This window comes from Lysobacter sp. A289 (assembly GCF_054072675.1).
In genome coordinates this window covers 1,173,780-1,197,777 of sequence record NZ_JBSVRN010000001.1, presented here as the reverse complement: position 1 = coordinate 1,197,777, position 23,998 = coordinate 1,173,780, and the positions used below count along the sequence as shown (strand labels likewise).

General features: G+C 64.1%; 18 protein-coding genes, 1 tRNA gene and 1 pseudogene. 15 read left to right on the top strand and 5 right to left on the bottom strand.

The window, feature by feature from the left end; translation table 11 throughout:
• Positions 1–4: 4 nt before the first annotated feature.
• From nuoH to pnp, 15 genes are all read left to right on the top strand, one after another.
• Positions 5–1,066, top strand: coding sequence for an NADH-quinone oxidoreductase subunit NuoH (gene nuoH, locus ACW5DN_RS05425; RefSeq protein ID WP_456961719.1), 1,062 nt, complete (start codon positions 5–7; stop codon positions 1,064–1,066).
• A gap of 9 nt (positions 1,067–1,075) precedes the next feature.
• Positions 1,076–1,564, top strand: a complete 489-nt coding sequence (gene nuoI, locus ACW5DN_RS05420) for an NADH-quinone oxidoreductase subunit NuoI (RefSeq protein WP_456961718.1) — start codon at positions 1,076–1,078, stop codon at positions 1,562–1,564.
• An 8-nt stretch (positions 1,565–1,572) separates the two neighbouring features.
• Positions 1,573–2,226 carry an NADH-quinone oxidoreductase subunit J gene (locus ACW5DN_RS05415; protein ID WP_456961717.1) on the top strand — a complete coding sequence of 218 codons (654 nt, stop codon included), beginning with the start codon at positions 1,573–1,575 and terminating at the stop codon, positions 2,224–2,226.
• 5 nt (positions 2,227–2,231) lie between these two features.
• Entirely contained in the window at positions 2,232–2,549 is a 318-nt protein-coding gene (gene nuoK, locus ACW5DN_RS05410) for an NADH-quinone oxidoreductase subunit NuoK (RefSeq protein ID WP_456962966.1), read from the top strand.
• A gap of 13 nt (positions 2,550–2,562) precedes the next feature.
• Complete coding sequence (nuoL, locus tag ACW5DN_RS05405; RefSeq protein WP_456961716.1) at positions 2,563–4,620, top strand: NADH-quinone oxidoreductase subunit L; 2,058 nt, start codon at positions 2,563–2,565, stop codon at positions 4,618–4,620.
• A gap of 40 nt (positions 4,621–4,660) precedes the next feature.
• On the top strand, positions 4,661–6,160 hold the full coding sequence (locus ACW5DN_RS05400) for an NADH-quinone oxidoreductase subunit M (RefSeq protein WP_456962965.1): 1,500 nt from the start codon (positions 4,661–4,663) through the stop codon (positions 6,158–6,160).
• Positions 6,161–6,213: 53 nt separating this feature from the next.
• Positions 6,214–7,656 carry an NADH-quinone oxidoreductase subunit NuoN gene (gene nuoN / locus ACW5DN_RS05395; RefSeq protein WP_456961715.1) on the top strand — a complete coding sequence of 481 codons (1,443 nt, stop codon included), beginning with the start codon at positions 6,214–6,216 and terminating at the stop codon, positions 7,654–7,656.
• Between the two features lie 215 nt (positions 7,657–7,871).
• Positions 7,872–7,948, top strand: a tRNA-Met gene (locus ACW5DN_RS05390).
• Positions 7,949–8,164: 216 nt separating this feature from the next.
• Positions 8,165–8,791: a ribosome maturation factor RimP gene (locus ACW5DN_RS05385; RefSeq protein ID WP_456961714.1), complete on the top strand. Its 627-nt coding sequence runs from the start codon at positions 8,165–8,167 to the stop codon at positions 8,789–8,791.
• Positions 8,792–8,795: 4 nt separating this feature from the next.
• Positions 8,796–10,283: a transcription termination factor NusA gene (gene nusA / locus ACW5DN_RS05380; RefSeq protein WP_456961713.1), complete on the top strand. Its 1,488-nt coding sequence runs from the start codon at positions 8,796–8,798 to the stop codon at positions 10,281–10,283.
• A 122-nt stretch (positions 10,284–10,405) separates the two neighbouring features.
• Positions 10,406–12,982 carry a translation initiation factor IF-2 gene (gene infB, locus ACW5DN_RS05375; protein ID WP_456961712.1) on the top strand — a complete coding sequence of 859 codons (2,577 nt, stop codon included), beginning with the start codon at positions 10,406–10,408 and terminating at the stop codon, positions 12,980–12,982.
• Positions 12,983–12,986: 4 nt separating this feature from the next.
• Positions 12,987–13,352, top strand: a complete 366-nt coding sequence (gene rbfA, locus ACW5DN_RS05370; protein ID WP_456961711.1) for a 30S ribosome-binding factor RbfA — start codon at positions 12,987–12,989, stop codon at positions 13,350–13,352.
• Between the two features lie 32 nt (positions 13,353–13,384).
• Entirely contained in the window at positions 13,385–14,323 is a 939-nt protein-coding gene (gene truB, locus ACW5DN_RS05365) for a tRNA pseudouridine(55) synthase TruB (RefSeq protein ID WP_456961710.1), read from the top strand.
• 188 nt (positions 14,324–14,511) lie between these two features.
• Entirely contained in the window at positions 14,512–14,772 is a 261-nt protein-coding gene (gene rpsO / locus ACW5DN_RS05360) for a 30S ribosomal protein S15 (RefSeq protein WP_456961709.1), read from the top strand.
• A gap of 137 nt (positions 14,773–14,909) precedes the next feature.
• Positions 14,910–17,018, top strand: coding sequence for a polyribonucleotide nucleotidyltransferase (pnp, locus tag ACW5DN_RS05355; protein WP_456961708.1), 2,109 nt, complete (start codon positions 14,910–14,912; stop codon positions 17,016–17,018).
• 82 nt (positions 17,019–17,100) lie between these two features.
• Here the strand turns inward: pnp and ACW5DN_RS05350 are convergent, their stop codons facing one another.
• From ACW5DN_RS05350 to lexA, 5 genes and pseudogenes are all read right to left on the bottom strand, one after another.
• Positions 17,101–17,358: a hypothetical protein gene (locus ACW5DN_RS05350; protein ID WP_456961707.1), complete on the bottom strand. Its 258-nt coding sequence runs from the start codon at positions 17,356–17,358 to the stop codon at positions 17,101–17,103.
• Between the two features lie 114 nt (positions 17,359–17,472).
• The gene (locus ACW5DN_RS05345) at positions 17,473–20,805 is read right to left on the bottom strand and encodes an error-prone DNA polymerase (protein ID WP_456961706.1); all 3,333 of its coding nucleotides are present in this window, start codon (positions 20,803–20,805) and stop codon (positions 17,473–17,475) included.
• Between the two features lie 118 nt (positions 20,806–20,923).
• Positions 20,924–22,348, bottom strand: a complete 1,425-nt coding sequence (locus ACW5DN_RS05340; protein WP_456961705.1) for a Y-family DNA polymerase — start codon at positions 22,346–22,348, stop codon at positions 20,924–20,926.
• 141 nt (positions 22,349–22,489) lie between these two features.
• Positions 22,490–23,095: pseudogene (gene imuA, locus ACW5DN_RS05335) on the bottom strand (translesion DNA synthesis-associated protein ImuA); the annotation flags it as partial.
• A complete protein-coding gene (lexA, locus tag ACW5DN_RS05330; RefSeq protein ID WP_456961704.1) occupies positions 23,095–23,730 on the bottom strand; it encodes a transcriptional repressor LexA in 636 nt (211 codons plus the stop codon). The pseudogene imuA and the gene lexA, both read right to left, overlap by 1 nt.
• Positions 23,731–23,998: the final 268 nt, after the last annotated feature.

Here is a 23,998-nt window from a genome sequence, read left to right as displayed (position 1 = left end):
CGTGATGAATGACCTGATCACTCCGTTCCACGGTTGGCTGAGCTCGTTCGGGGCGGTAGGGACCGTGGCCTGGCTGGTACTGATGATCCTGACGATCACGGTGCCACTGATCATCGCGGTGGCGTTCTACGTGCTCTGGGAGCGCAAGCTGATCGGCTGGATGCATGTCCGCGTCGGGCCGAAATACGTCGGTTTTGGCGGTCTGTTGCAGACGTTCGCCGACGTGTTCAAGCTGCTGTTCAAGGAGTTGTTGCAGCCGGCCGCGGCCTCGCCGTTCCTGTACAAGTTGGCGCCGATGCTGGCGCTGATTCCGGCGCTGGCGGCGTGGGCGGTCATCCCGTTTGACGCCCAGGTCGTGCTGTCCAACGCCAACGCGGGCCTGCTGTACCTGTTGGCCATGACCTCGATGGGGGTCTACGGAGTGATTCTCGCCGGCTGGGCAACCAACTCGAAGTACGCCTTGTTGGGCGCCATGCGCGGTGCGGCGCAAATGGTCGCGTACGAGATCGCAATGGGTTTCGCGCTGGTCGGGGTGATGGTTGCCGCCGGGAGCTTGAACCTGACCGAAATCGTGATGGCGCAGTCTGGTAATGCGGGCCTGTTCGAGTGGTTCTGGCTGCCGTTGCTGCCGTTGTTCGTGATCTATTTCGTGTCCGGCGTGGCGGAGACCAACCGGCTGCCGTTCGACATGGTCGAGGGTGAGTCGGAAATCACCGGTGGCCATCTGGTCGAGTATTCCGGTGCCGGTTTCGCGCTGTTCTTCCTGGCCGAATACGCGAACATGATCCTGATCAGCTTCCTGGTCTCGATCTTCTTCGTTGGTGGCTGGCTGAGCCCGCTGCAGGGCTGGGGCATTCCGCTGCTGTCGGTGGATGGCTGGTGGTGGCTGTTTGCGAAGGTGTTCTTCTTTGCCAGCTGCTTCGTCTGGTTCCGCGCCTCGTTCCCGCGCTATCGCTACGATCAGATCATGCGCCTGGGCTGGAAGGTATTCGTTCCGCTGGCGATCTTCTGGATCGTCGTGGTCGCGCTGATGGCGTATTTCGGCGTCTTCGAGCCGGGGCAATAAGGTAGAGCCATGAATCGCATCGTTTCCTTCTTCAAAAGCCTGCTGCTCATCGAGCTGTTGCGTGGCATGGGATTGACGCTCAAGTACGCGTTCAAGACCAAGTACACGTTGATGTACCCGATGGAAAAGACGCCGCAGTCGCCGCGCTTCCGGGGCATCCATGCGCTGCGCCGGTATCCCAACGGCGAGGAGCGTTGCATCGCCTGCAAATTGTGCGAGGCGGTATGCCCGGCACTGGCGATCACGATCGATTCGGAGAAGCGCGAAGACGGCAGCCGCCGCACCACGCGCTATGAGATCGACCTGTTCAAATGCATCTATTGCGGCTTCTGCGAGGAGTCGTGCCCGGTGGATTCGATCGTGGAAACCCATATCCACGAATACCACTTCGACCAGCGCGGCCAGAACGTCCTCACCAAGCCGCAGCTGCTGGCCATCGGCGACCGGCTTGAAGCTGAAATCGCAGAACGTCGTGCCACCGACGCACCCTTCCGCTGAGTGCCCCCATGGATTTTGTCTTCATAGCCTTCATTGTTTTTTCCCTTGCGGCCATCGCGGCGGCAACCGCCGTCATCAGCGTCCGCAATCCGGTGCATTCCGCGCTGTCGCTGGTACTGACGTTTTTCTCGGTGGCTTGCGTGTGGATCATCGGCGACGCCGAGTTCCTCGGTGTGGCGCTGGTGCTGATCTATGTCGGCGCGGTGATGGTGCTGTTCCTGTTCGTGGTGATGATGCTCGATATCGACATCATTCCGCTGCGTGAGGGATATGTGCGCTATCTGCCGGTCGGATTGCTGGTTGCGGTAGTGATGCTGGTGGAGATGCTGGTACTGATTGGCGCGAAAGCGCTGATGGACACGCCGTTCCCGGTCGATGGCGCGGCCGCTGCCGGCCTGCCCAATACCGAATGGCTGGCGCGTGCATTGTTCACCGAATTCCTGCTGCCGTTCGAAACCGCTGCGGTGATCCTGACCGTGGCGGTGATCGCGGCGGTGACGCTGACGCTGCGCCCGCCGCGTGAAGGCGGCAAGAAGCAGAACCCCGGCGACCAGGTGCGGGTGCGCGCCGCCGACCGGCTGCGCGTGGTCAAGATGGACGCGGTCAAGCCGCGACCGCTGGATGACGTCGATAGCACGGGCAATCCCGGGGAGGGCAAGTAATGGATATGTTCGCTTCAGGCTTGGCGCTGGGCCACTTCCTCACCCTGGGAACCGTGCTGTTCTGCATCTCCGTGGCCGGGATATTCCTCAACCGCAAAAACATCATCGTGTTGCTGATGTGCATCGAGCTGATGCTGCTTTCGGTCAACATCAACTTCGTGGGGTTCTCGCGTGAACTCGGTGACCCGTCTGGCCAGGTGTTCGTGTTCTTCATCCTGACCGTGGCCGCGGCGGAAGCCGCCATCGGCCTGGCGATCCTCGTCACGCTGTTCCGTAACCGGCGCACGATCAATGTCGCCGAAATTGACTCGTTGAAGGGCTGATCGGATGTCGGGTATGGAGTTCGCCATTTCCAAGTGGGTGCTGCTGGCCATCGCGCTGGCACCGCTGTTGGGCACGATCATCGCGGGCTTTTTTGGGCGCAGGATCGGTCGCGCCGGTGCACACAGCGTCACCATCGCCGGGCTGGCGGTGAGTTGCGCGCTGTCGGTGTGGGTGCTGTGGCAACTGGTCGGGCAGGGCGCGGCGCCGTTCAACGAGAACCTCTACACCTGGTTCAAGGTCGGCGGGTTCGAGGCACACATCGGCTTCATGGTCGACACGCTGACCGCGATGATGCTGGTGGTGGTGACCTCGGTATCGCTGCTGGTGCATATCTACAGCATCGGCTACATGGCCGGCGACGACGGTTATCAGCGCTTCTTCAGCTACATCAGCCTGTTCACCTTCTCGATGCTGATGCTGGTGATGAGCAACAACTTCCTGCAGTTGTTTTTTGGCTGGGAAGCGGTGGGCCTGGTGTCCTACCTGTTGATCGGGTTCTGGTTCAAGCGCCCCAGTGCGGTGTTCGCCAACCTCAAGGCGTTCATGGTCAACCGGGTGGGCGACTTCGGCTTCATTCTGGGTATTGCCGCGGTGGCGTGGCATTTCGATTCGCTCGATTACGCGACCGTATTTGCCAACGCGCCAAGCCTGGTAGGGGAGTCCATTGCGGTCTTCGCCGGCCACGAGTGGTCGATCGCGACGGTGATCTGCATCTGCCTGTTTATTGGCGCGATGGGGAAATCGGCGCAGGTTCCGTTGCACGTGTGGCTGCCGGACTCGATGGAAGGCCCGACCCCGATCTCGGCGCTGATCCACGCCGCGACGATGGTAACCGCCGGCATCTTCATGGTGGCGCGGATGTCGCCGCTGTTCGAGCTGTCCGATACCGCGTTGCAGCTGGTCCTGTTCCTGGGCGCGACGACCGCGTTTTTCACCGGCCTGATCGGCATCGTGCAGAACGACATCAAGCGCGTCATCGCCTATTCGACGCTGTCGCAGCTGGGCTACATGACGGTTGCGCTGGGCGTGTCCGCCTACAGCGCAGCGGTGTTCCACCTGATGACCCATGCGTTCTTCAAGGCGCTGCTGTTCCTGGCGGCGGGTTCGGTGATCATCGGCATGCACCATCAGCAGGACATGCGCCGGATGGGCGGGCTGAAGAAATACATGCCGATCACCTACTGGACCATGTTGCTGGGGACGTTGGCGCTGGTCGGTACGCCGTTCTTCAGCGGCTTCTACTCCAAGGACACCATCATCGAGGCGGCGCACCACGCCAGCCAGCATGGTGGATGGATTGCCCAGTACGCCTATTGGGCCGTGCTGGCGGGCGCATTCGTGACCGCGTTCTACAGCTTCCGTCTGTTGTACCTGACCTTCCACGGCAAGGAACGGTTCCGTGATGCGCCAGCAGTGCACGAGGCCGGCCATGATGACCATGGCGAGGGCCACGGCAACCACGAACCACACGAGTCGCCGTGGACGGTGACCGTGCCGCTGATCGCGCTGGCGGTTCCTTCGGTGGTGATCGGATTCTTCACCGCGGGTCCGGTGTTGTTCGGGACCAATTGGAATGGGGATATCGCGCAGCTCCCATTCTTCCTCGGCTCGATCGACGTGGCGGCGGCGCGTGACGTGGTGGCAACGCTTGCCAGCCAGGTCTGGCACGGCCCGGTGGCATTCGCGCTGCACGGATTCAAGGCGCCGACGTTCTGGCTCGCCTTTGCCGGCTTCGCGCTGGCCACGGTGATGTACCTGTGGAAGCCCGAGCTGCACGCCAAGGCACGCAGGGTCTTTGCGTGGCCGGTCCGGGTATTGGAAAACAAATACGGTTTCGACACGCTGTGGATCAAGGGTCTTGCCGGCGGAAGCGTCCAGTTGGGCAAGGCGTCACGAATGATCGACAGCCGATTGATCGATGGCGTTGCCGTCAATGGCAGTGTTCGCGTAGTCGAGCTGATCGCCAACCTGAGCCGCCGGATCCAGTCCGGCTTCCTGTACCACTACGCTTTTGTGATGATTATCGGCTTGATCGTGTTGCTGGCCGCACTCATCCGCAACCTGATCTGAGAAGGACCGCGACGTGACCCCAGAGCCTTTACACAGCGCGCTGCCTTTGCTGAGCCTGATTGTCTGGTTGCCGATCATCGGCGGCCTGCTGACCCTCGCATTGGGCAATGAACGCGCCAACGCCGCGCGTTGGTTTGCCACCGCGGTGGCTACCGTCACCCTGGTGTTGAGCGTGTTGTTGTTCACCGGGTTTGATTCCGGCACCGCGGCGATGCAGTTCGTGGAGAACAACGCCTGGATCCCGGCGTTCGATGTGCGCTACCACCTAGGGGTTGACGGATTCTCGGTGCCACTGATCGGATTGACCGCCCTGACATCGATGCTGGTGCTGGTCTACGCCTGGAGTGTGGACAAGCGTGTCAGCCAGTACTACGCATCGTTCCTGATCCTGGAAGGGTTGATGATCGGGGTGTTCAGCGCGCTGGACTCGATGCTGTTCTACGTGTTCTTCGAGTGCATGCTGATCCCGATGTTCATCATCATCGGCGTCTGGGGCGGGCCGCGTCGCGTCTACGCCGCGATGAAGTTCTTCCTGTACACGTTCCTCGGCTCGCTGTTCATGCTGATCGCGCTGATCTACCTGTACATGAAGGGTGGCAGCTGGCAGATCGCCGACATGGTCCAGTTGCAGCTGTCGGCGGGCGAACAGACCTGGATTTTCTTCGGCTTCCTGCTCGGGTTCGCGATCAAGATCCCGATGTTCCCGGTTCATACCTGGTTGCCTGACGCCCACGTCGAGGCGCCGACCGCCGGCTCGGTGATCCTGGCCGCGATCATGTTGAAGATCGGTGGCTACGGCTTCCTGCGTTTTGCCCTGCCGATCGTGCCTGATGCCGGTGCGGAATGGGCTTGGCTGATGATCGCGCTGAGCCTGATCGCGGTGATCTATGTCGGGCTGGTCGCCCTGGTGCAGGAGGACATGAAGCGGCTGGTGGCCTACTCGTCGGTCGCGCACATGGGCTTCGTGACCCTGGGTACCTTCATTGCCTTCGGGCTGGTGCGCGACTTCGGCGACATGGACGCCGCGCGGCTGGGCCTGCAGGGCGCGATGGTGCAGATGGTCAGCCATGGCTTCATTTCGGCGGCTCTGTTTACCTGCATCGGCGTGTTGTACGACCGCCTGCACACGCGCAGCATCAAGGACTACGGCGGCGTCGCGGTAATGATGCCGATGTTCGCGGTGTTCTATGTGCTGTTCGCGATGGCCAACTCCGGCTTGCCCGGGACGTCCGCGTTCGTGGGCGAGTTCATGGTCATCCTGGCCAGCTTCCAGAGCAATCCGTTGATCGCGCTGGGCGCAGCACTGACGCTGATCATCAGCGCCGGCTACAGCCTGTGGCTGGTCAAGCGCGTGCTGTGGGGACCGGTGGTCAACGAGCCGGTCAAGACCATGAAGGACATCGGCGCTCGCGAGTTGTTCGTGCTGGGAGTGTTCGCGGCCGGAACCTTGTTTATCGGCGTATGGCCGAAGCCGTTGACCGACATGATGGAACCGTCCATCGCCAACCTGGCGATGCAGATCGCTGCCTCCAAACTGTAGACACGCCCAGTCAGGCGCTCGTGCCATAAGCACCGACCTATCAGAGATTGCCAATGATCCACGTACGCTCCGCCGCCGAATTGATGCCGTTGTTACCGGAACTGGTGCTGGTCGGCGGCGCTTTCGCGCTGCTGATGCTCGACCTGTTCCTGTCCGACCGCCGCCGGGTGATGGTTCATGTCCTGGCGATGGTGTTGTTGCTGGTCACCGCTGGCCTGATCGCCTGCGGGGTCGGCGGCCACGCCACGGTGTTCAGCGGCATGTTCGTGCGCGACACCATGGCCGATGTACTGAAGGTCGGCATCGCCATTGCGACCGCGTTGTCGATGGTCTATCTGTGGCCCTACATGCGTGACCGCGGCATCTACAAGGGCGAGATGTCGGTGCTGATGCTGTTTGCAGCGCTGGGCATGATGCTGCTGGTCTCTGCCGGCAGCCTGGTGATGATCTACGTCGGGCTGGAGATGCTGGCGTTGTGCTCCTACGCGCTGGTGGCGATCGACCGCGACAACCCGCTGGCCTCGGAGGCGGGAATCAAGTATTTCGTTCTGGGTTCGCTGGCATCGGGCCTGCTGCTGTACGGCCTGTCGCTGATCTACGGAGCCACCGGCACTCTGGACCTGGATGCCATCGCGCTTGCCGCGCAGACCACCTCGTCGCAGACAATGCTGGTCACCGGCGTGGTGTTCGCGGTGGTCGGCATCGGTTTCAAGTTCGGTGCCGCCCCATTCCACATGTGGTTGCCGGACGTCTACCACGGTGCGCCGACCCCGATCACCCTGTTCATCGGCTCGGCGCCCAAGCTGGCGGCGTTCGGGATGACCTTCCGCCTGCTGGAGCAGGGGCTTGGATCGGCCGATGACCACTGGCGGATCATGCTGGCCGCGCTGGTGGTGCTGTCGCTGGCGATTGGCAACCTCGGCGCGCTGATGCAGAGCAATTTCAAGCGCATGCTCGCCTACTCGACCATCTCCCATGTCGGTTTCCTGCTGATGGGATTTGCCGGTGCCGGAGCGATCGGGTTTGCCGCGGCGATGTTCTATGCGATCAGCTACGCGCTGATGGCCGCGGCGGCCTTCGGTGCAATCGTGGTGCTGTCCAGCCGTGGTTTTGAAGCCGATGAACTGGTCGATTACAAGGGACTCAATGCCCGTAACCCGTGGCTGGCCGGAATGGTCCTGCTAGTGATGTTCTCGTTGGCCGGCGTGCCGCCCTTCATTGGCTTCTGGGCGAAGCTGGCGGTGTTGCAGGCGGCGATCCAGGGCGACATGTTCTGGCTGGCCATCGTCGGCATCGTGTTTGCGGTGATCGGCGCGTTTTACTACCTGCACGTGGTCAAGATGATGTACTTCGATGAGCCGGTCGGCGAGATGCCGCCGCCGTCGCAGAATCGTCCGTTGCGGATCGTGTTTGGCGTCAATGCCGTCGCACTATTGGCGCTTGGCCTGGCTTGGAGCCCGATCATGGAGTGGTGCCAGCGCTCATTCGGGCCCTGATTACCGGGGTTTGGCCGCGTTTCCGCACTCGCGGGACGCGCTTGTGCGGCAAGTTTTGCAACAAGTGCGTGGGTCGGTTAAGCTCTGCCTCCCCCAACCGGGGCGAGGCCATGAAATGGGGCCCCGGGTTGGATCGGCGCTAGTAGTGTCGAGCAAAGAAAAAGCCTGATCGGGCTTGCGAAGTTCAAAGTCCGCCGCTATCATGGGCGGCCTGATGCGGGGTGGAGCAGTCTGGCAGCTCGTCGGGCTCATAACCCGAAGGTCGCAGGTTCAAATCCTGCCCCCGCTACCAGCTTCGGCCGGGACTGCAGTGTTTGGGCAGTTCGCTGAAAGCCTCGTTTAGAGGCTTTCTTTTTTGGCCAACAGCTCGGGCTTGGTGACGCGTTCTGCTCGCGCGTCACACCGACATCCAGCGGTACGGACAAGGGGCCCAATGGGCCCTTTGTTGCATTTGCAGTATTGACTCGCGGATCGACGCGCCAGTTGCCAATCGCAGGAGTAGGAACGCGTGACGGACAAAGCGGCCGAAATCTCTCAATTGCTGGCCCCCACGGTGGCTTCGTTGGGTGTCGAACTTTTGGGCATCGAGTACCTGCCGTCCCCGGGTGGGGCGGTTGTCCGGCTGTATATCGACTTGCCCGCGAGCGAGCAGGCCAACGGTGACGCCCAAGTGGGTGACGATGGCACCGATGACGGTGCGCCACGAGCGGTCTCCATCGAAGACTGTGAGGCCGTCAGCCGCGAGGTTTCCGCCCAGCTCGACGTGGAAGATCCGATCAGCGGCAACTACACCCTGGAAGTGTCTTCCCCCGGGCTTGATCGGCCGTTGTTCACCGCCGCGCATTTCACCCGCTTTATCGGTGAAACTGCGAAGGTTACGTTGCGGCTGCCGCAAGACGGTCGTCGTCGCCTGACCGGTGTGATTTCACAGGTCACCGACGACGACATGACCTTCCTGGTCGACGGCGCGCCGCTGGTGATCCAGCAGGACAATGTCGACAAGGCTCGCCTGGTCCCGGACTGGGCGGGTTTGGGACTCGAGCCCAGCAAGCCCGGCTCCAAACCGGGACAGCGCAAGAATCCAACCAACACACCAACCAACAAGCCGGCGGCAAAGCCGTCCTCGGCGGAGTAAGCAGATGAGCAAGGAACTGTTGCTGGTCGTTGATGCGGTAGCCCATGAAAAGGGCGTGCCGGAATCGGTGATCCTCGAAGCGATCGAGGCGGCACTGGCGTCTGCGGCGAAGAAGCGTTACCACGATGAAGACGTGCTGGTCCGGGTCAAGATCAATCCTGAGGACGGCAGTTACGAAACCTTCCGCCGGATGGAAGTGGTTGCCGACGACGTGGTGATGGAGTCGCCTGACCGCCAGCTGCGCCTGATGGACGCCATCGACGAGGTCGAAGGGGTCGAGGTTGGCGACTACATCGACGAGCAGATCGAGAACCCCGGCTTCGGCCGCATTGCAGCCCAGGCCGCGAAGCAGGTCATCGTGCAGCGGGTGCGTGACGCCGAGCGCGCGCAGGTCATCGACGCATGGAAGGATCGCGTCGGCGAGCTGGTGACCGGTATCGTCAAACGGGTCGAGCGCGGCAATATCTATGTCGACCTGGGCGGCAACGCCGAGGCAATCATTCCCAAGGACAAGGGCATCCCGCGTGATGTGCTGCGCGCCGGTGACCGCGTTCGTGGCTACCTGTATGACGTGCGCCCCGAGCCACGTGGGCCGCAGTTGTTCATCAGCCGCGCGGCTCCGGAATTCATGATGGAGCTGTTCCAGCTGGAGGTTCCGGAAGTCGGCCAGGGCCTGGTGTCGATCATGGGTTGCGCGCGTGATCCAGGCGATCGCGCCAAGATCGCGGTACTCGCCCATGACAACCGCACCGATCCGATCGGCGCGTGCATCGGCATGCGCGGTTCACGCGTGCAAGCGGTGACCAACGAGCTCAACGGCGAGCGGGTCGATATCGTGCTGTGGTCGGACAACCCGGCACAGTTCGTGATCAACGCCATGGCGCCGGCTGAGGTGCAGTCAATCATCGTTGATGAAGACAAGCACTCCATGGACCTGGCGGTAGCCGAGGATCGTCTGGCACAGGCGATCGGCAAGGGCGGCCAGAACGTACGCCTGGCCAGCCGCCTGGCGGGTTGGCAGCTCAACGTGATGACCCAGGACCAGGTCACCGAGAAGACCGAGACCGAGCAGGCCGTCGCGCGGCAGTTGTTCCAGAGCAGGCTGGAGGTCGATGAGGAAATCGCCGCGATCCTGGTCAGCGAGGGGTTCAACACGGTGGAGGAAATCGCCTATGTCCCGGTCGGGGAGTTGTTGGCAGTGGAGGGTTTCGACGAGAACATCGTCGAGGAGCTCCGCGCCCGCGCCCGCGATGCGTTGCTGAACGAGGCATTGGCGGCCGAGGAAGTGCTGGACGAGCATCATCCGGCCGAAGACTTGCTGTCGCTGGAAGGCATGGACGACGAGTTGGCGTTCGCATTGGCGGCGCAAGGCGTGGTCACGCGGGATGATCTGGCCGATCTGGCGACCGATGAGCTGGCCGAGCTGGAAAACGTGGACGAGGCCCGGGCCGCGGCACTGATCATGGAAGCGCGCAAGCATTGGTTTGAGTAGGACGGCCGAACAAGGCCGCCGAGTAGAACGGTAAAGGTTGTTGAACGGGTTCCAGAAACCCAGCCGTTAGAATGCATCATTACGCACGGGCATTGGTCCGTGCCACAGGACACGGAAACCGAATGTCGCAGGAAACCACTATCCGCAAGTTGGCCGCACTGGTGAATACGCCGGTCGAGAAGCTGCTGGAGCAGTTGGCCGAGGCTGGCATGCCCTTCGACGGGCCTGACCAGGCGGTCACCAGTGCCGAGAAGGGCAAGCTGCTCGGCTTCCTGCGCAGCGCCCATGGCAAGGGCAACGCGCCCCTCGCCGTTGGCGGCCCTGCCAAGAAGATCACTCTCAGCCGGAGCCGCAAGCAGGAGCTTACGGTCGGAGGCGGGAAAAGCCGCGCCACGGTTGACGTGGTGGTACGGAAGAAGGTCACCGTGATCCGCCCCGACGAGAAGCAGGGTGAGCCAACCGACGAGCGCGCCGAGATCCTGCGCAAGCTGGAAGCTTCCAGGCAGCGCAACCTCGCCGAGCAAAAGGCACTGGCAGAGGCCGACAAGCGCCGCGCCGACGAGGCCGAGCGGGTGAAGCGTGAAGCCGAGCAGGCCGCACAACTGAAGGTTGAGCAGGCTGCTGCGGCGGCGGCTCCCGCGGTTCCGGCAGCCGTGGAGGGCGAGCCCAAGCCCGCTGTGACCCATGGTCACGGCCATCCGAAGCCCGCCGCGCCGCGGGCTGGCGACGAGCGCGGGACTTCACGCCACAAGCGTGGTTCCAATGCCGCTCCCGCCGGCGCTGACGACGATGGACGCGACAAGCGTTTCGCCGGGCAGATGCACTTGAGTGCGTCCGACCGTGCGCGTCGCAGCACCAACACCCGTGGGCGCTCGACGCCGCGGCGCCAGGGCAACCAGGCGCGCAGCGGTACCGGGTTCAGCAAGCCGACCGCACCCATCGTGCGCGATGTTGCGATCGGCGAGACCATCACGGTTGCCGACCTCGCCCAGAAGATGTCGTTGAAGGGTGGGGAAGTGGTCAAGGCGCTGTTCAAGATGGGCGTGATGGCCACCATCACCCAGAGCATCGACCATGACACCGCGGCACTGGTGACCGAGGAGCTTGGCCACAACGTGGTCCGCGCCGATGCGGCCGACGTTGAAAACGTCCTGTTGGCGCACGTGGAAAACAACGATGGCGAGCAGGTGGCGCGTCCACCGGTGGTGACCATCATGGGCCATGTCGACCACGGCAAGACTTCGTTGCTGGATCAGATCCGTCGCACCAAGATCGCCACCGGCGAGGCTGGCGGCATTACCCAGCATATCGGCGCGTACCACGTGCAGACCGACAAGGGCATCATCAGCTTCCTGGATACGCCGGGTCACGCGGCGTTCTCCTCGATGCGGGCGCGAGGCGCGCAGCTCACCGATATCGTGGTGCTGGTGGTGGCCGCCGATGATGGTGTCAAGCCACAGACCATCGAGGCGGTGCAACATGCCCGCGCTGCCAACGTGCCGTTGATCGTGGCAATCAACAAAGTCGACAAGACCGGCGCCGATCCGTTGCGGGTAAAGAACGAGCTGCTCGAACAACAAGTCGTTGCCGAGGAATTCGGTGGCGAAACCCAGTTCGTCGAGTTGTCCGCCAAGACCGGCCAGAACATCGACGGATTGCTGGACGCGATTTCACTGCAGGCGGAATTCCTGGAGCTTCGTGCCGTCGCCGAAGGCCGCGCCAACGGTGTGGTGATCGAGTCGGCGCTCGACAAGGGTCGAGGCCCGGTGGCCACCGTGCTGGTCCAACAGGGCGAGCTGAAGAAGGGCGATTACCTGGTCTGCGGCGTGCAGTACGGCCGCGTGCGGGCGTTGTTCGATGAGACCGGTGCCCAGGTCGATTCGGCCGGCCCCTCGATTCCGGTGCAGGTACTGGGCTTGTCGGGTGTTCCCGATGCCGGTGACGATTTCGTCGTGGTCGAGGACGAGCGCCTGGCCAAGGATGTGGCCGGCCAACGTGATGCCCAGCGTCGCGAGTCGCGCCTGGTTGCCCAGAGTGGCACCCGGATGGAAGACATCATGGCCCAGTTGGGCCAGGGTGGAGACCAGCTCAGCCTGCCACTGATCATCAAGGCCGATGTGCAAGGCTCGGTGCAGGCACTGCGCGAGGCGCTGACCGCGCTGTCCACCAGCGAGATCCGCATCAACGTCATCGGCTCCGGCGTCGGCGGTATCAACGAGTCCGATGCGCAACTGGCATCGACCTCCAAGGCCACCATCATCGGATTCAACGTGCGCGCCGACGCGTCCGCCCGCAAGGTTATCGAGACCAACGGCGTGGATCTGCGTTACTTCTCGATCATCTATGACGTGATCGATCAGGTGAAGCAGGTTGCCTCGGGCATCCTGGGTGTGGAGATCCGCGAGGAAATCATCGGCAATGCCGAGGTTCGCGATGTGTTCCGCAGCTCCAAGTTCGGTGCCGTCGCTGGTTGCATGGTGGTGGAGGGCGTGGTCAAGCGGACCAAACCGATCCGCGTGCTGCGCGACAGCGTCGTGATCTTCGAGGGCGAGCTGGAATCGCTGCGCCGCTTCAAGGAGAACGTCGACGAGGTCCGGGTCAACACCGAGTGTGGCATCGGCGTGAAGCAGTACAACGACGTCAAGCCGGGCGACATGATCGAATGTTTCGAGCGCATCGAGGTCCAGCGCACGCTGTGATGCCATGAAGACTTTCCATCGTACCGATCGCGTTTCCGCCCAGCTCCGACGTGAGCTGGGCACCCTCGTGCACGAGGCCGTTCGCGAGCATGGCCTGCCGTCGGTGAGCGTGTCCGACGTTGAAGTCACCCGCGACCTGGCGCATGCCAAGGTTTTCGTGACCGCTTTGCAGCCAGAGCGTGCGCAAGAGGCGATGGAAGGGCTGAAAGAGCTCACCAAGCCGCTGCGTTACGGACTCGGGCGCGCCATGCAGTTGCGTCACGTACCGGAACTGCATTTCCATTACGACGACTCGGTGGATCGTGGTGAGCGCATCGAGAACCTGCTGCGCGAGAATCCGCCGGTAGGCGACACCGAAGACCCTGCCTGATTGATCCAGATGGATCGGAGCGGATCGGATCGATGAGCAAGCGTCGCCGTGCCAACTTCCGTCCAGTCGACGGGCTGTTGTTGCTCGACAAGCCCGCCGGACTGAGTTCCAACCAGGCATTGCAGCAGGTTCGCCGGTTGTTTCATGCCCGCAAGGCTGGCCATGCCGGCAGCCTGGACCCGCTCGCCACCGGCCTGCTGCCGATCTGTTTTGGCGAAGCCACCAAGATCGCCGGTTTGTTGCTGGGCTCGCGCAAGGCCTACCAGACCACCGCGGTGTTGGGTTCCACCACCGACACTGACGACGCCGATGGCCTGGTGTTGCAACAACGACCGGTTCCGTCATTGCACGCCGTCGATATAGAAGTGGCTTTGGCGCCGCTGCGTGGCAACATCCGCCAGCGTGCACCCATCTATTCGGCCCTGAAGCAGGGCGGTGAGCCGCTGTATGCCAAGGCCCGACGTGGCGAGCCGATCGACGCGCCAGTCCGCGATGTCGAGGTACACCGCCTTGAGCTGCTGGAGCACGATGGGCCGCGCTTGGTGCTGTCGATCGAATGCGGTTCAGGAACCTATGTGCGCAGCCTGGTTCGCGAGATCGGCGAATCGCTGGGTTGTGGGGCGCATGTGGAGGTGCTGCGTCGGCTCTGGGTTGAGCCGTTCACCGATCCCGGGATGTATTCACTCCCCGAGTTGGAGGCATTGGCGGGGCAGGGCGCGGACCTTCTTGATGCCTGCTTGTTGCCGATCGAGGCGGGATTGGCCGATTATCCCCGGATCACCCTGGACCCGGAACAAGCGCAATCCCTGGGCCATGGCCAGCCAGTCCGCCCGGACGTCGCGCTGCCGGGCCCGGTGGTCGTAGCGGTTCACGATCAGGACGACCGGGTGCTGGGCCTGGGCCGAGTCGACGAGACCGGATTGCTGCATCCGCAGCGATTGTTCGCGTGGGCCACGCCGGCGGCGGGCTGATTGCAACGGGGGCGCTGACGCGCCTTGTTGTCCCGGGGACAGAGGGCTACAATTTGCGGGCTTTCCCAAGCAAACCCACGTTTCATCATCCAATTTTGTAAACAAGCGGCGGACCAGGCGGTGCGCCGGTGCTGGCATTGCCCGGCATCGGACGCGTTCTGCGGGTCGCGCATCAACGAGGCAAACCCATGTCCATTGACACCAGCAAGATCATTGAAGACAACAAGCGCGGCGAGAACGACACCGGCTCCCCGGAAGTCCAGGTCGCCCTGCTCACCGGTCGCATCGAGCAGCTCCAGGGCCACTTCAAGGAGCACAAGCAGGATCACCACAGCCGTCGCGGCCTGCTGATGATGGTCAACCGTCGTCGCCGCCTGCTCGACTACCTGAAGCGCAAGGACAGCACGCGTTACAAGGCATTGATCGCGAAGCTCGGTCTGCGCCGCTGATCGAAGTATTCCCTCGCGGCGCAGTGATGCGCCGCGACTGTTTTCGGGGTCGCAAGACCCACCAGGTCGCGAGCCGGCGACCGACCGGGCAAGGCAAGGGCCATGACCGGATCGCACAGCACCGATAGGAAACCAACGTGGCGAAAATTACCAAGACCTTTCAGTACGGCAATCACCAGGTAACCCTGGAAACCGGTGAGATCGCGCGCCAGGCAGGCGGCGCCGTGATCGTTCGCATCGAGGACACCGTGCTGCTGGTCAGCGCCGTCGCCAACAAGACTGCGCGCGAGGGTCAGGATTTCTTCCCCCTGACCGTCGACTACCAGGAGAAGTTCTACGCCGGTGGCCGTATCCCGGGTGGCTTCTTCAAGCGTGAGGGCCGCCAGACTGAAAAAGAGACCCTGATCTCGCGTCTGATCGATCGCCCGATCCGCCCGCTGTTCCCGGACGGCTTCCGCAACGAAGTCCAGATCATCGCCACCGTGATGTCGATGAACCCGGAAATCGACGGCGACATCCCGGCGCTGCTGGGTGCATCCGCCGCGCTGGCGTTGTCGGGTGCCCCGTTTGACGGCCCGATTGCCGCCGCCAAGGTCGGTTACAAGGACGGCCAGTATTTGCTCAACCCGACCAAGACCGAGCTGGAGGATTCCCAGCTGGAGCTGGTCGTCGCCGGCACCGCCGACGCGGTGCTGATGGTTGAATCCGAAGCCGACGTGCTGTCGGAAGACGTGATGCTCGGCGCGGTGATGTTCGGCCACAGGGAAATGCAGGTCGCGATCAATGCGATCAACGAGCTGGTTGCCGAAGCCGGCAAGCCGAAGTGGACCTGGGCCGCACCGGCCGCTGATCCGGCTCTGGTTGACGCGCTCAAGACCGCCATTGGTGATCGACTGACCCAGGCTTTCGCGGTCAGCGACAAGCTGGAGCGCAAGGACGCCATCTCGGCGTTGAAGAAAGACGTGATTGCGTCACTGGCGCCGCAGGCGGAAGCCAACGATTGGAAGACCTCTGACCTGTCCAAGCAGTTCAGCGTGTTCGAGTACGGCACCATGCGTGGTTCGGTGCTGAGCAGCAAGATCCGTATCGACGGCCGTGCGCTCGACACCGTGCGCCCGATTTCCTCGCGGGTCGGCATCCTGCCACGCGTGCACGGCTCGGCGTTGTTTACCCGCGGCGAGACCCAGGCCATCGTTGCGGTCACCCTGGGCACCGCGCGTGATGGCCAGGTCATCGACGCCGTCGCCGGCGAGTACAAGGACCACTTCCTGTTCCATTACAACTTCCCTCCTTACTCGGTGGGTGAAGCCGGTCGCATGATGGGCCCGAAGCGTCGCGAGATCGGCCACGGTCGCCTTGCCAAGCGCGGCGTGCTGGCAGTGATGCCGACGATGGAAGCGTTCCCGTACACCATCCGCGTGGTCTCGGAGATCACCGAGTCCAACGGTTCGTCCTCGATGGCCTCGGTCTGCGGCTCGTCGCTGGCGCTGATGGACGCCGGCGTGCCGATCAAGGCACCGGTTGCCGGTATCGCGATGGGCCTGGTCAAGGAAGGCAACGACTTCGTCGTGTTGTCCGACATCCTGGGTGACGAGGATCACCTCGGCGACATGGACTTCAAGGTCGCCGGCACCAGCGAGGGCATCTCCGCCCTGCAGATGGACATCAAGATCCAGGGCATCACCGAAGAGATCATGAAAGCCGCGCTGGCCCAGGCCAAGCAAGGCCGCCTGCACATCCTTGGCGAGATGGAAAGTGCGCTGACCGCCCCGCGTGGCGAGCTCAGCGAATTCGCGCCGCGCCTGATCACGATCAAGATCCACCCCGACAAGATCCGCGAAGTGATCGGCAAGGGCGGCTCGGTGATCCAGGCGATCACCAAGGAGACCGGCACCCAGATCGACATCCAGGACGATGGCACGATCACCGTTGCCTCCGTCAATGCGGCTGCCGGCCAGGCGGCCAAGGACCGGATCGAGCAGATCACTTCCGACGTCGAGCCGGGCCGTATCTACGAAGGCAAGGTCGCCAAGATCATGGACTTCGGCGCGTTCGTCACCATCTCCCCCGGAAAGGACGGACTGGTGCACGTGTCGCAGATCTCCAACGATCGCGTCGAGAAGGTCAGCGACGTGCTCAAGGAAGGCGATGTGGTCAAGGTCAAGGTGCTGGAAGTCGACAAGCAGGGCCGTATCCGCCTGTCGATGAAGGCGGTCAACGACGGCGAGGGCACGCCGGCCGAGTAAGCCGCGCACGCATCATCGTCATGGAAAAGCGGGCTTCGGCCCGCTTTTTCGTGCGCGCACGGTCGCCGCGTCGATGGCGATATCAGCCGTCGGTCTGCTTCCGGACCGCGAGCTTGGTGCGGTCATCGATGCTGCCATCCGCGCGGATTACCAGAAAGGTGTTGTCGGTGGCGAACATCACGGGTATCGGCGCGGACGGATTGCGTACAAAACGCAACGTCCAGCCGAAATATTCCAAGGCACGCAATGCGCCGCACTGGGCTTCGTTGAGGCAACTACGCAAGCTGTGCCCATCACTAGGGGTCACGCGACGTCGGTCGTGTACGAGGCCGTTGGCCATGGTCTTTGTCTCCTGAACACGCAGCTCCCTGTTGTCCGGCGAACGTGGAGCGAAGGGAAAACAGGCCACGGATGGGCGGCGCCGAGGTCAAGGCGATGGGTAAAAGGCGCGGAATCAATGGAAATCGCGCGAGCGGGTGTCGAGGTCGCCGAGCAGTCCGCTCAGGTTCTGCAGCCGCTTCGCGACCAGGTGTTGCACGCCGTCCTTGCACTCCAGCCGGCCCTCGACCGCGAGCAGTCGCGACTCCAGCAACTCGCGGCGCTGGCGTTCGGCGAGGTCGCGCCAGACCACCACGTTGGTCATGCCGTCCTCGTCCTCCAAGGTCATGAAGATAACGCCGCTGGCTGTCTGCGGGCGCTGGCGCAGGGTGACCAGACCGGCGATGCGGACGTGGCGGCCGTGCGGCATTGCCGCGACCTCGCCGGAACGCCGGTAGCGGCGCGCCGACAGTTGCTTGCGGATCATCGCCAGCGGATGCCGGCCAAGGGTGGTGCCGGTCATCGCGTAGTCGGCACGCATGTCCTCGTCGGCGCTGGGCAGCGGCAACACGATCGTCTCGCTTTCCCGCGTCGCCGGGGTGTCGGCGAACAGCGGCAACTGCGGCTCGACCCCGGTGATCGCCCAACGGGCGCGGTGGCGATGGCCGGCGAGGCCGCGCAGGGCACCGGCATCGGCGAGCAGTGATTGCTGGCGGCGGTCGAGTGCGGCGCGGGCGCACAGATCGGCGACATCGGTGAACACGCGCTGCTTGCGCGCGACCTCGATGCGGCCTGCGGCGTCGGGCGGGAAGCCACGGATCATCCGCAGGCCGAGGCGGATCGCAGGTTGTCGTGCGTCATCCCCGCGAAAGCGGGGATCCAGTGACTTTGGCGTATCTGGCGGGCCCGCGGTATCCAAGTCGCTGGGTTCCCGCTTTCGCGGGAATGACGGTATCGGGGACGGCGGTATCGGGGACGGCGGTATCGGGGACGGCGGCATCGGGGATGACGGCATCGGGGATGACGGCATCGGGGATGACGGTATCGGGAATGGCGGGGTCGGGGGCCTGGAGATACCTTCCAGGCTGCAATCCCAATTGCTGTGGCGCACGTCCACGGGCAGGGTGCGGATGCCGTGCCGGCGAGCGTCCTGCAGCAACTGGTCGGGCGAGTAGAAGCCCATCGGCCAGGAGTTGATCAGTGCGCAGGCGAATGCGGCTGGCTCGTGGCATTTGAGCCAGCTGCTGGCGTAGGCAATCAGGGCGAAGCTGGCCGCGTGCGACTCGGGAAAGCCGTAGTCGCCGAAGCCCTTGATCTGCTCGAAGATGCGCTCGGCGTACTCGCGACTGTAACCATTGCGGAGCATGCCGGTCATCAAGCGCTCGCGGTGGGGCTCCAGTCCGCCGCGGCGCTTCCAGGCCGCCATCGAGCGGCGCAGTTGGTCGGCCTCGCCGGGGGTGTAGTCGGCCGCGGCCATCGCGATCTGCATCACCTGTTCCTGGAACAACGGCACGCCGAGGGTACGTTCCAGCACGGCCTTCAATTTTTCGGAGGGGTATTCGACCGGCTCCTTGCCGGTGCGGCGCAGCAGGTAGGGATTGACCATGTCGCCCTGGATCGGGCCGGGGCGGACGATCGCGACCTGGATGACCAGGTCATAGAACGTCTTCGGGCGCAGTCGCGGAAGCATCGCCATTTGCGCGCGCGACTCGATCTGGAACACGCCGATGGTGTCGGCGCGGCTGATCATCTCGTAGGTCTGCGGGTCTTCGGCCGGGATGTCGGCCAGCGCGGCGATGTCGCGGCGGCCGCCGTCGCGCAGCAGGTCGAGGGTCTTGCGTACTGCGGTCAACATGCCCAGCGCGAGGCAGTCGACCTTCATCAGTCCGATCTCGTCTAGGTCGTCCTTGTCCCACTGGATGATGGTTCGGTCGTCCATCGCCGCGTTTTCCACCGGCACCAGGGTGTGCAAGGGGTATTCGGAGATCACGAAGCCGCCGGGATGCTGCGACAGGTGGCGGGGCATGCCGATCAACTCGGCGGTCAACGCGATCACCTGGCGCAGCACCAAGGAGTCGGGATCGAAGCCGCGTTCGCGCAGATGCTCGGCGATGGGCGCGTGGCCGCCCCAACGGTCCATCGTTGATGCCAGCTCGCCGACCACGTCAGTCGGCAGGCCGAGCGCGCGGCCGACATCGCGCACCGCGCCGCGGCCACGGTACTGGGTGGCTACCGCGGTCAGCGCGGCACGTTCGCGACCGTAGCGGTTGAACACGTATTGCAGGACTTCCTCGCGACGCTCGTGTTCGAAGTCGATGTCGATGTCTGGCGGTTCGTCGCGTTCCTTCGACAGGAAGCGCTCAAACAACATCTTCATGCGGACGGGATCGATCTCGGTCACGCCCAGTGTGTAGCAGATCACCGAGTTGGCAGCCGAACCGCGGCCCTGGCAGAGGATGCCCTGCGAACGGGCAAAGCGGACGATGTCGTGCACGGTCAGGAAGTAGGACTCGTAGCGCTTCTCGGCGACGAGGGCGAGTTCCTTGTCGATCAATGCGTGGGCCTTGTCATCCATGCCGTCGGGCCAGCGCCAGCGCGCGCCTTGCTCAACCAGGTGGCGCAGCCAGCTGGTGGCGTCATGGCCGGATGGGACCAGTTCGTGCGGGTACTGGTATTTAAGGTCGTCGCGCAGGCTGAAACGGCAGCGATCGGCGATGCGCAGGGTTTCGGCGAGCAGGTCGGCCTGGTCGTCGGATCCGTCCTGGTCGTCGGGTTCGTAGATCGCGGCCAGCGCGCGACGGCTGCGCAAATGACGTTCGCCGTTCGGGAACAGGCGGTGGCCGGCTTCGGCGACGGTGACGTGGTGGCGGATCGCGGTCATCGTGTCCTGCAACGCGCGACGGCCGCGCACGTGCATGTGGACGTCGCCGGCGGCGACCAGCGGCAGGCCGAGGCAGTCGGCGGCTTGCCGTAGTTGCGCTGCCCGCGTCTCGTCGTCAGGGCCGCGGTGCAGCTCGACCGCGAGCCAGGCACGGTCGGGGAAGGTGGTCTTTACCCAACCTGCATGCGCCTCGTCGGGCTGTTCGCCGGGTAGCCAGAGTGCAAGCAGGCCGTCGGTGTCGACGAAGTCCTCGCGCAGCAATCGATATTCGCCCTTGCGCGCGCGGCGGCGGGCGAGGGTGATCAGGCGGCACAGCGCGGTGTAACCGGTGGCGTCCTCGACCAGCAGCACCAGTTTGGGACCGTCCTCGATCTGCATTTCGCTGCCGACGATCAGCTTCACGCCGAATCGGTCGGAAGCTTCCAGCGCACGCACGATGCCGGCCAGCGAGCATTCGTCGGTGATCGCCAGCGCGGTGTAGCCCTGCTGTTTGGCGCGCTCGAACAGCTCGGGCGCGGTCGAGGCGCCGCGCTGGAAGCTGAAGGCGGACAGGCAGTGCAGTTCGGCGTAGGCGGGTAAGGGGATCATGTACGTCCGGACCATGTGCGTCCGCTCCCCCGGCGTTCCCGCGCTCCCCGTCGTTCCCGCGAAGGCGGGAACCCAGCGACGTTGGCTCTGCCGGCAACCGGGGCACTGGATCCCCGCCTCACCCGAACCACCCGTGCAGCATGAAGCCATCGGCGTGTCCGTCACCGGCGGCATCGCCGGCCTGCCGGAACGCCCAGGCGCGCTGGCCGTGGCTGGTCTCGACCTGGTAGTAATCGCGGCGCACGTCGCCATTCCACCAGCCGGTCTCGATCCGCTCGGGGCCAGCGACGATGCGGACATGGCGGTCCCGCAGCGGCAGTGGTTTCGACAGCAGCCAGCCGGGGCGTGGGGTAGTGGGGACATCAATCACGCGTGCCGGTTCGGCCTGCCATGAGCGTTCCGGGCGGTGGTCGGCGCGCATGCCAAGACCATGCACCGCCTCGTCGCCGAGGCGCGCACGCAGGCGTTCGCGCAGTTGCTCCCACGGCACCGCCTGCTGTGGCCGGGTGTCAAACAGATCCCGGCCGGCGGGCACGAACGGCGGCAGCTCGCAGGCAATCAATCGCAGGCCGCGTACCGGGGCGGGCACCCGCATCTGCTCGAGTCGGCTGCGGGCCAGTTCGAACAGCATCGCCGGGTGGCGCTCGGGTGCGAGCAGGCCAACCACCAGCTCGCTGTCGGCGCAGCGTTCGTGTTCCAGCACCAGGGTGAAACGCTGCACGCCGCCGTCGCGACCGGCCAGGTAGGCGGCCAGGTCGCCGGTCAGCCGGCGTAGCGGGAACAGCAGCGCCTGGCTGGATTCGACGTCATGATTCAGCTCGATCCGTGAGGTGAATGAATCCGGTGGCTGGTAGTAGCGCAGCGGCGTTGGCAGCGCGCCGGTCAGCCGATCCAGGTGGGCGAGCGCGTCCTTGCCGACCCGTTTGCCGAGCGCGGCGCGGGGCAGGGCGAGGACTTGCCGCAGCTTGCGCAGGCCCATGCGGGCGAGGCTGGTCGCTACTTCCGGGGCAAGTCCACTGCGTTCGACCGGCAACTGGCCCAGCGCATTGTGCAGCGGCATGTCGTGGGCAATCGCCAGGCCGTCATGCACGTTGGCCAGTGCGCGGGCGGCGTAAGGGTTGGGTGCCAGGGTGATGCGGTGGCGGAAGCCGAGTTCGGTCAGGTCCGCGCGCAGTTGGGTCTCGAACCGTGGCCACGGGCCGAACAGCTTGAAGCTGGCCTCAACCTCCAGCAGCAGCGCCGAGGGCATGGTGCGGTTGACCAGCGAGCTGTAGCGGTACGCCCAGGCGGCCAGGAAGTCATGCCAGCGCTCGACCTCGGCCGGATCATGCTCGGCGGCAGTGAATCGGCTGCAGAGTGCTTGCGCCGCGCCCAACGATTGGCCGGCGCGCAGACCGGCGGTTTTCGCTGCGGTGTTGACTGCGCGCAGCACGCGGCGTTGCGCCGGCCCGGTCACCAATACCAGCGGGGCGTCGGGGTCGTGGTGGCGGCGCAGGACGCCGTCGAGCGCCAGTTGCGGCAGGAGGATGCAGGCCCAGAGCATTGGTCGTGCTCACTGCGCCTGCGTCGGAAGGGCGCGGGGGCGGAAGGGAATGGGGGCGGCCGCCCCCTGTCCGACTGTCGTGGGCGACTGGATGGGAAGAGCAGTGACTGCTGGCGGTTGGGCAGATAAAACAGTGGCTTGCGCAAACGGGATGGCTCGCGTGGGCGGGTTGCCGCCGCGGCACTTGAGTACGCGCAGTTGCGCCGGGTCGACGTCGATGGCGATCCGCAACGCGGCGGGCGACGGGTTCGTTGCCGCCTTCATTGGGCGCATCGCGAAACCGAGGCACTGGCCGGTTTCTGCGGCGACCTGCAGGCGGCGTAGGGCACGGTCGTTGGCGTTTTGTGGCCAGCACAACACGGCCGAACAGGCGGCCGAGCGCAGGCATTGTTCGGCGGCCCAGAGGGCATTGCGCGGGTCGGTGCGGATTATCTGCAAGCGGTTGAGTTGCACCCCGGCGCTTGCCCAGGCGGCGGCAAACGGCATGTACGGTGGTGCGATCAGGGCGACCATGCCGTCGGCGCGCGACAGCCGGGCGAGGGTGGGCCACAGCAGACGCAACTCGCCGACGCCGTCGGCCGGCAGCAGCAGTTCGGTCAATGCGGTTTCGGGCCAGCCGCCGTCGGGCAGGGCGTCGTCCAGCAGCGCGAAGCCGGTGGGATGTCGCGATGGTGCGCGCGGCGCTGGCTGGCCACGCCAGACCTGGCGCGATTTCAGCAAGGCATCAAGGGCGACCACGGCGCCCATCAGCTTGGTCTCACCAATCCGGCAAACAGCCCTTCGATGGCGAAGTCGGTGACGCTCGCATCGATCTCGATCGGGGCATAGGCCGGATTGCGCGGCAGCAGGCGCAGGTGCCTGGCGCCGGTCTCGAAGCCGCCGTTGTCTAGCCGTTTCACTGTCAGCTCGCCCTCGACCCGCGCGACCACGGTCTGGCCGTCGCGCGCCTGGATAATGCGATGCACCCCGATCAGGTCGCCGGGCAGGATGCCGTCGAGCAGCATCGACTCGCCCTCGACCTCCAGCAGGTAGTCCGGACGCAGGCGGAACAGCGACGGGTCGAGGGTGACTTCGCGCCGTATCTCGGGGTCCGAGCCGATCGGCGTACCTGCGGCGACCCGGCCGAGCAAAGGTACCTGCAGCAGGTCGGCGTTGAAGGCGGAAGTGCGACGCGGCGACGTGAGCCGGATGCCGCGTGCAAGCCCGGCCGACAGTTCGATCAATCCCGCCTGAGCCAGCGCCTCCAGGTGATAGCGCGCCGAACGGTTCTGGCGGAACCCGAACGCCCGGGCGATGTCCATCTGCGACGGCGGATAGCCGTGCTCGGCGATGTGCTCGCGGAGGAAGTCGAGCAGGCGGCGTTGGGTATCGGTCAAGTGCATGGTACTAATTCTAGTAACAAACAGGTGGCAGAAGTAGAAATTTTTAAAATCAATGAGTTATAACTTAAAGTTAAGGTAAATTCGTATGTCGCAATAAGCAAAGCGCATTGCGCCAAAAGTCAGGACAAGCCGGGCCGGGAGCCATGTCGGGTCGGGGAGGAAAGGTGTATTACGCCTGTGGCTAATACACCCTACGCAACTCAACGGCGCGAAAATCCCCGGCGTCGGAAAACATGAGACGTGACCATCATCCCCGGGAACGGGCTCT